The 8,354-nt window shown below is 48.5% G+C and carries 7 protein-coding genes; 5 read left to right on the top strand and 2 right to left on the bottom strand.

From position 1 onward, the window contains the following. Positions 1-98: 98 nt before the first annotated feature. The 5 genes from JX312_RS05905 to JX312_RS05885 all read left to right on the top strand — a co-directional run bounded on the left by JX312_RS05905 (position 99) and on the right by JX312_RS05885 (position 7,115). The gene (locus JX312_RS05905) at positions 99-1,184 is read left to right on the top strand and encodes a mannose-1-phosphate guanylyltransferase (protein WP_124029436.1); all 1,086 of its coding nucleotides are present in this window, start codon (positions 99-101) and stop codon (positions 1,182-1,184) included. Positions 1,185-1,365: 181 nt separating this feature from the next. Further along, complete coding sequence (locus JX312_RS05900; RefSeq protein ID WP_204457377.1) at positions 1,366-2,280, top strand: YafY family protein; 915 nt, start codon at positions 1,366-1,368, stop codon at positions 2,278-2,280. A gap of 102 nt (positions 2,281-2,382) precedes the next feature. Beyond that, positions 2,383-3,450: a hypothetical protein gene (locus tag JX312_RS05895; RefSeq protein WP_204457376.1), complete on the top strand. Its 1,068-nt coding sequence runs from the start codon at positions 2,383-2,385 to the stop codon at positions 3,448-3,450. Positions 3,451-3,468: 18 nt separating this feature from the next. Beyond that, the gene (locus tag JX312_RS05890; protein WP_123403404.1) at positions 3,469-5,013 is read left to right on the top strand and encodes a YifB family Mg chelatase-like AAA ATPase; all 1,545 of its coding nucleotides are present in this window, start codon (positions 3,469-3,471) and stop codon (positions 5,011-5,013) included. A gap of 239 nt (positions 5,014-5,252) precedes the next feature. Then, positions 5,253-7,115: a TonB-dependent siderophore receptor gene (locus JX312_RS05885; protein ID WP_204457375.1), complete on the top strand. Its 1,863-nt coding sequence runs from the start codon at positions 5,253-5,255 to the stop codon at positions 7,113-7,115. Between the two features lie 6 nt (positions 7,116-7,121). Here the strand turns inward: JX312_RS05885 and JX312_RS05880 are convergent, their stop codons facing one another. Both JX312_RS05880 and JX312_RS05875 read right to left on the bottom strand, forming a co-directional pair. After that, entirely contained in the window at positions 7,122-7,778 is a 657-nt protein-coding gene (locus JX312_RS05880) for a S24 family peptidase (RefSeq protein ID WP_172469452.1), read from the bottom strand. 105 nt (positions 7,779-7,883) lie between these two features. Continuing rightward, on the bottom strand, positions 7,884-8,354 hold a 471-nt coding region (locus JX312_RS05875; RefSeq protein ID WP_304504971.1), incomplete at its 5' end, for an rRNA adenine dimethyltransferase family protein.

Here is an 8,354-nt window from a genome sequence, read left to right as displayed (position 1 = left end):
GAAAGCATCCAAAAGATTCAAAATTTAAATAAGCACAGCATTTACTTATTATAAACTAATTTTCAATACTTACTTATAAAATATAAACAACAGTAAAGATGAATCCTCATAGATATTGCGTCGTGATGTGTGGCGGCGTGGGTACCCGTTTCTGGCCATTCAGCCGTAGCGGCATGCCCAAACAATTCCTCGACTTCTTCGGAACCGGTCGCAGTCTGTTACAGATGACCGTGGACCGTATCCGGCCCCTCGTTGATCCTTCAAGAATAATTCTTGTGACCAACAGCGCATATGCTTCCATAATCCGTGAGCAATTGCCCGATATCAAGGAAAGCAACATCCTGCTTGAACCGGCACGCCGTAACACGGCGCCATGTCTCTGCTGGGCTGCGCGCCATATCCAGGCTCTGGATTCCGAGGCGTCTATTGTGGCGCTCCCTTCGGATCACCTCATACTCAAGGAGGATGTGTTCCGTCAGACTCTTGAAGATGGTTTTGACTTCGTGGAGAAGGGAGACCGTTTGCTTACCCTCGGCTTGAACCCCACAGCTCCGGCAACAGGTTACGGTTATATACAGCGTGGAGTGGCAGTGGAGAATTTTCCGGGCATATGCAAGGTGAAATCATTTACGGAGAAACCTAACCTTGAAATGGCAAAGGTCTTTATATCCACCGGTGAGTTCTTCTGGAATGCGGGAATATTCCTGTGGAGAGCCGACAGTATCCTTCGCGCCTTTGACAGATACGACAGGGAGACCGCAGCGGTATTCGATGCCGGAGTTGGGGTATACGGTACGCCGGGAGAAATGAATTTCATCAACACATCTTTCCCGAACACCCCCTCGATTTCCATAGACTATTCGATTATGGAGAAGGCGGATAATGTGTATGTGAAGACAGCTGACCTCGGATGGAGTGATCTTGGTTCGTGGAAAGCTCTTTATGACGCCTCCCCCCATAATGCTGACGGAAATGTGAGCCAGAACTGCAAGGTTCTGACATATGACTGCCGAGACACAATATTTGCCGTAGGTGACGACAAGATAGTCGTGGCGTCAGGTCTTGACAACTATATAGTTGCTGAGAACGGGAACGCACTGATGATTTATCCGATTGAAGAAGAGCAGAGAATACGCAATATCGTCAACGATGTCCGTGCCAGATTCGGTGAGGATTACGTATGACATAAGGGATAAAATATCTCAAAGAAGGATGTAAAAAATAGTTTTTTACAACTGCAAACGATACAAAAATGTAACGGGTCATGCCAAAAGGGATGACCCGTTATTGTCAGATTGGAAAAACTTTACTAATTTTGCGGGAAAAGCAGTTATATAATACACTAATCAAGCAGTTCAATCAGACATGACCAGCGACTTGTTTAAGAGGTATGTATGGTTGATAGATGTAGTCAACCAGGCAGGGAAACTAACCTACGAAGAGATTTCAAGCCTATGGGAAAGGTCTCCGCTGAATGAAGACCGTTCGCCATTGGCACTCCGTACATTTCATAATCACCGCTATGTGGTGGATAAGCTGTTCGGAATCACCATCGCCTGCAAGCGAAAGGGAGGCAACTATTATTATCTTAAGGATAATGCCGATGCCAAGTATTCGACGCAACTTAAGATATGGATGCTTCAGACGCTCAGCAACTCACATGCACTTGAATCGGAAAAGAGATGTCGCGACCGCGTGCTCGCCAATGACAATCCCGATGAGAAGTTCGGTCTTGCAGCCGCAATCGAGGCTATGGAAAAGAATGTATGCGCAAGGATAGTCAATTCCATTCCCAAGACACCGGAGCATCTGACCGAATTCACTCTTGAACCTTATTGCGTGAGATTCTGGGGCAATTCATGGTATATTCTCGGCAAGATACACGGACGCAAGGATATTCTTGTGTTTGATCTTTCAAGAGTGCTCAATCTTGAGATCTCGAATATAAAATTCAATTATGACGAGAACTTCGAGCCGGAGAAATTCTTCGAGAACTATTATGGAATGGATGTTGACACAGAGCTTGAACCTGTCACGGTGCGTCTGCGCATTGGTGACGGTACCCGCGATCTTATCCGCACCCAGATTCTTCATGATTCGCAGAAAGAGGTGATGGCTGATTTCGATTCCTCGATATTCGAGTATCATCTTGTCCCCGGCGAGGAATTCAAACGCCGTATTCTTCTTATGGGGGATGACGCGGAGGTTGTCAGCCCGCAGGAACTGCGCGATGAGATGGGAGAGATAATCTGCCGGATGTCGAAAAAATATACCCGCTGAGAAGAGGAAAAAAACAGTGGAAATAAAAAATGCCTGATATTTTCATGTCAGGCATTTTTTTTGTATTTTCGTGAGGTAAAACCTTTGAACAGATTCTTACTTATGAATAGATACAATCATAGTGGCTTACATATATTCCGTTATCTGATGTTCTTTATACCGCTGTTTTGGGCAGGATGTGTGAAGAATGAGATAAAGGTGGAATATCAGCTTCCGTCAAATGTCAATGACGCATACAGAATGGTATATTATGCATCGGATCCGGTGAAAGGGTGGTTTGTGGAGACCGTAGCTGCCGTGCAGGGGGGGAAGGCTCAGGTGATATGTGTCACGGCGAATCCGACAATAGTATATATACCGGGGGCTGGTTCTGTGCCTAAAGCAGCGTTTTATGCGGAAAGGGGAGACAAGATAAAGATTACCGGCGAAGGCTCTGATCCATACTCATGGAATATTTCCGGCAACAGGCTCACGGAGGAATGGAACGTATGGCGGCTTGATAATAAAACGGTGTTGTCATCCGGCGATTACAGTAAGATAAATACGGCTGTCGAGAAATATGTAAAGGCAAATCCGGATAATCCATTGTCCACGCTGCTGCTGCTCATTTATTTCAACAGGCGTGAAGATGATTCCCGATTCCGTGGATTATGGCAGGTGCTGAAGGGGAAGGCTCTTGAACCCAAGTGGATGCAACTGGTCGGACGTGGTGACATGCCAGGCGGCTCACCTGTGGTGCCACATAAGGTTCAAGAGATGATCTTGCATACATTCGGCAATGGAGTTGACACTCTGCATATCGGAAACCAACCGGTGCTGCTGTATTTCTGGAGAGAGAAAGACGCGGGGAGGGAAGACAGGCTGATTCTGCTGAAGAAACTTGTTGAAGACTTTCCTGACTCGACTTCCCGTATCATCGCCGATGTGTGTTTTGATCCCGATTCCATCGGGTGGATGTCGGTGGTGCGGAAGGATTCATTGTCGAAAGTTGTCAGGGGGTGGAATTTCCATGCCGAGACCGATTCTCTGATGATAAGGGCAGGTGTCTCGCGCACTCCCTGGTTTATGGTTTTCGATGAGTCCGGTAAGGCAGTTTATGTCGGTGACAAGAGTGATGACGCTGACAAGGCTTTCAGGAAGACTGCGGATAAGAAAGCCCCCAAAAAATAACGGTAAAAAGAGATGCTTATGCTGACAAAAGTATATTCCGCCGCAATCAACGGCATAGATGCCTTTCCGGTGACAATAGAGACAGTCATGACAAACGGAATAGGTTTTTCGATAGTGGGTATGGCGGATCAGTCTGTCAGGGAAAGCTATCAGCGCATCGCCGCGGCATTGCAGTATTCCGGTTTTTCGTTTCCTCATTTCCGGATAACGGTAAACCTTTCACCGGCTGACGAACGCAAGGAAGGAGCGTCTTTCGATCTTCCGATCGCAATAGGTCTTCTGACATCCTCGGAGATGATCAAGTGTGACAACCTCGGCGAATACATGATGATGGGGGAACTAAGCCTCGACGGCTCGGTTATGCCCGTAAAAGGAGCGTTGCCTATGGCAATAAAGGCGAGGGAGATGGGCTTCAAACGGCTTATTGTTCCTGAGGCAAACGTGACGGAAGCTGCCGTTGTCAATAAGATTGACGTATTCGGGGTGAAAAATCTCGCGCAGGTGGCGGCGTTGCTTGGTGGCACTTCGGATCTTCAGCCCGTCAGGATAAACACACGGGAACTCTTTACCCGCCAGTTTGAGGAATTCGATTTCGATTTTTCAGAAGTGAAAGGGCAGGAGAGTGTCAAACGCGCGTTTGAAGTGGCATGTGCCGGAGGGCATAACATATTGATGGTCGGTCCTCCCGGGGCTGGCAAGTCAATGATGGCAAAACGCCTTCCATCAATCTTACCGCCGTTGAGCATGGCAGAGGCACTCGAGACAACGAAAATACATTCTGTTGCCGGCAAGCTCTCCCGCGGTGCTATGCTCATGACCCGGCGACCGTTCCGCACGCCGCATCATACCGTCTCTCCCGTGGCACTTGTAGGAGGAGGTGCCAATCCGATGCCGGGTGAGATTTCGCTGGCTCATAACGGCGTGTTGTTTCTCGATGAGTTTCCCGAGTTTCCGCGCCATGTGCTCGAAGTGATGCGACAGCCGATTGAAGACAGGGTGATAACGGTTGCAAGAGCCAAATATACTGTAAATTATCCGGCAAGTTTCATGCTTGTCGCCTCCATGAATCCATGTCCCTGCGGTTATTATGGTCATCCGACCAAATCCTGTACGTGCACTCCCGGACAGGTGTCTAAATACATGAACAAGATTTCCGGACCATTGCTTGACCGCATAGACATACAGGTGGAGATAGAACCGGTGGCATTTGACGATATTGCCGACAAGGCTCCGGCGGAAAGTTCTGTGTCGATACGTGACCGTGTGATGAAGGCAAGAACCATACAGCAGGAGAGATACCGTAATCTTCCCGGAATACATTGCAACGCACAGATGAATTCAAGGTTGCTTCATGAATACGCATGGCCTGACGAGGAGGGACTTTCAAAACTTAAAGAGCGCATGACGCGCCTTAACATGTCGGCACGTGCCTTCGACCGTATTCTTCGTGTGGCACGCACAATTGCCGATCTTGATTCATCCGAGAGGGTTGAATCGCGACATATAGCGGAGGCGATAGGCTACCGTTCCCTCGACCGGGCTTCATATGGCAAGACTTTCTGATATTACATGCATACGCGGTCTCTGAAAGCCGCTAAAATTTTTACCTGCTCCAATTGACTGTCTATCACTGAAAAACGCAGGAATCCTTAACAATTTTTCAGATACTGTAAACCTTTTCTTATTCAGAATGATTATAAGTAATAAAAAGAACTAAATTTGTACGTTATTTAGAATAATTCTTAGAAAGACTCCTCATGCTGATGTTTCAGAGTGAGGAAAATGTATTAACCCCAATGCTTATGCTGACACCATTATTGCTTTTTGCGTCGGTAGCCGCACTCTCAGATTCCGAGATTCCGGCAGATACCGTAACATTGCCCGATGTCGTTGCTGCGGCGCCTGCCAAGACAAATGTGACATTGCTCCCGTTGAACACGAATATAGTGACCGAAGAGGTAATTGACAAATCGGCGGAAACTTCCTTGCTGCCAATTCTTGTCAATAAGGTCCCCGGTCTGTTTGTGACCGAACGCGGTTTCGCGGGCTACGGAGCCTCGGGAGGTTCTGCAGGAACCGTAAACATACGTGGTGTGGGTCAGGGAAACAAAGTGCTTTTCCTTGTGGACGGACAGCCGCAGTGGGCAGGAGTTTTCGGACATGCCATGCCCGACACTTATGTCACCAACGGAGTGGAACGCGTCGAGATAGTAAAGGGTCCGTCATCGTTAATCTATGGCTCCAATGCCATGGGTGGTTCTGTGAATATCATTACCCGCCGTCACCTGCAGGATGGTTTCACCGGGCGTGCCCATGCTGAATTCGGGTCGTTCACAACCCAGAAGTTCGGACTGACAACCGGCTATCGCAAAGGTAAGTTCGGTGTTACAGTGGCGGGAGCTCTTGACCGCTCTAACGGCTATCGCGAAAACAGCGAGTTCTGGAATGCCAACGAGTTCATACAGTTTCAGTATAATCCCGTCAAGGAATGGGAAGTGGGGACAACCGTGGAGATGAATCAGACCAAAGCGAACAATCCCGGCACAGAGCAGGCTCCACTTGTGAGCATGTGGACCAAAGTGAACAGGGGTACAGCCTCAGTATACGCCAAAGACAACTATGAAAAGGCATCAGGAGGCGTGCAGGCATTCATCAACTGGGGCCGCAACTGGGTTGACGACGGTTATGCCCCTGATGCCACACCTACGGACTATATATTCAACTCCACAGATTATAACATGGGGTTCACGCTTTACCAGACCCTCAATCTCTGGCAAGGCAACGATCTTTCCGCCGGCATCGACTTCATGCATTGGGGCGGTCATGTGTGGAATACAGGTAAGGAAGACATATCCATGCGCAGTTCAGAGTTCAAGGGAAGTGAGAATGAAATCGCAGGCTATGTGATGATGCAGCAGGGATTATGGAATGACCTCCTTTCACTCAATGCCGGGGTGCGTCTGCAGCATGGATCGCAATATGGCAACGAATGGGTTCCGCAGGCAGGTTTCATACTCAAGCCATATGCCGGAGGTTCGCTGAAATTCTCATTCGGCAAAGGTTTCAGGGCGCCAAATCTGAGAGAACTTTATCTATACCCGCCGGCAAACGCGGATCTGAAGCCCGAATATATGTGGAATTATGACGTTGAGTTCAGGCAATGGTTGTTTGACAACCGTTTCAATATAGGGTTGTCGTTCTTCTTTATCGATGGCAAAAACATGATTCAGACTGCCCGAGTTGACGGCAGGCCGCGCAATGTGAATACAGGAACGTTCATAAACAAAGGGTTCGAGGTCGATGCCGCCTATCAGATTTCCGACGAATGGAGCGCAAGCGCGAACTACAGCTATCTCCACACAACCAACGACAATCTTCTTGGCGCACCCAAGAACAAGCTAAACGCTGAGGTCAGCTATACGCCCGGAAACCTTGAGCTGACACTTGAATCCAACACGATATGGAGCCTTTACACCGGAGCCCCCGACGGACACACGCAGAGCTATTCTCTGCTCAATCTGAGAGCCGGATACACATTCCGCACCAAGGTCGATGTAAAACCCTTCCTGAAACTCGATAATATCCTCAACAAGCACTACGAAATAATGTACGGCTGTCCGATGCCAGGCATGACGGTCATGGGAGGCGTTGAAATCAAGTTCTGATGCTTTTCAGATGGTGGAATACTGCCGGATGCCGGTGATTACGCGGTAGAGTCCGTATATGCTTTCGGTGGGGATCAGAAACGGGGGATAGGCAGGATTGTAGCTGCGAGCCTCGATATATTCCATCGGAGAGTCCGGGAGGACGACACTGTCTCCGGCGGGGTAGATCACTTTCACGACAACGCCGTTTTCTGTGTCTATAACCATTGGGTGTCCCCAAGGGATGAAGGCTTTCTCGTTGATGCGTTTTATGAACAGTATGGAGCCGTCCTTGAATTCTGGCTCCATGCTGTCACCGGTAATGCGTATGCCGAAATCAACGCCCGGGACAGGAGATACAACCTTCTCGCAGTCGCGCAACATCACCCCCCGGCTCCATTGCTGCAGACAGCCCGCGTATGCCTCTACAGGAAGCATCGGCACTACATAACCCTTGCTGAGATCGGGGGATTCATCGTCAGAGGCGACAAGCATCTCTCCTTCGCCATACATAAGCCAGTCGCGGTTTACGTCGGGAAACAAGTCGAATACTACTTTGAGACGCTCTTTAGGCATCCCTTTGCGCATGGCTCCAATATAGGTAGGGGTAACTCCAAGATGGCGGGCAAATTCAGTCTGTGTCATATGCTTTGCCTTGAGCAGCTGAATGAGTCTCTGTTTCATAGTCTCCTCCATAGTGATATAGATAAAATATTAGCTTTGCAAAAATTAGTTTTTGCAAAGCTAATATTTTTTATTGTTATTGCCAAATAAAAATAGAGCTGTATTTCAAGAAAAAGGCTTCAACTCACGGGTAAGTGATATGAATTGCTCTACAGAGAGCCGTTCGGGGCGTAAAGAGAGTATCTCGCTGTCCGGAGCCATGCCGCTCTGCGCAATGAGAGACGCAAGGGAATTTCGCAGTGTCTTGCGCCGCTGCCCGAAAGCGGTCTTTACCACAGTCTTGAAGAATGCTTCGTCAACACCGAGTGACTCACGGCTGTTGCGTGTAAGGCGCAATACGCCGCTTCTGACTTTTGGCGGCGGCGCGAATACATGCGGTTCTACGTTGAAGAGATATTCGCAGTCGTACCATGCCTGCAGCAATACGGACAATATGCCGTATACTTTAGAACCCGGTCCGGAGCATATCCTCTCTGCCACTTCCTTTTGAAGCATGCCTGCCACAACCGGGATTTTTTCCTTGTAATCAAGAACCTTGAAAAATATCTGTGAGGAGATGGTATAAGGGTAGTTTCC

The organism is Barnesiella sp. CU968 (assembly GCF_905219685.1).
Classification (GTDB): domain Bacteria; phylum Bacteroidota; class Bacteroidia; order Bacteroidales; family Muribaculaceae; genus Lepagella; species Lepagella muris_A.
The sequence above is the reverse complement of the archived record's forward strand: the minus strand, read 5'-3'. Positions and strand labels throughout refer to the sequence as shown.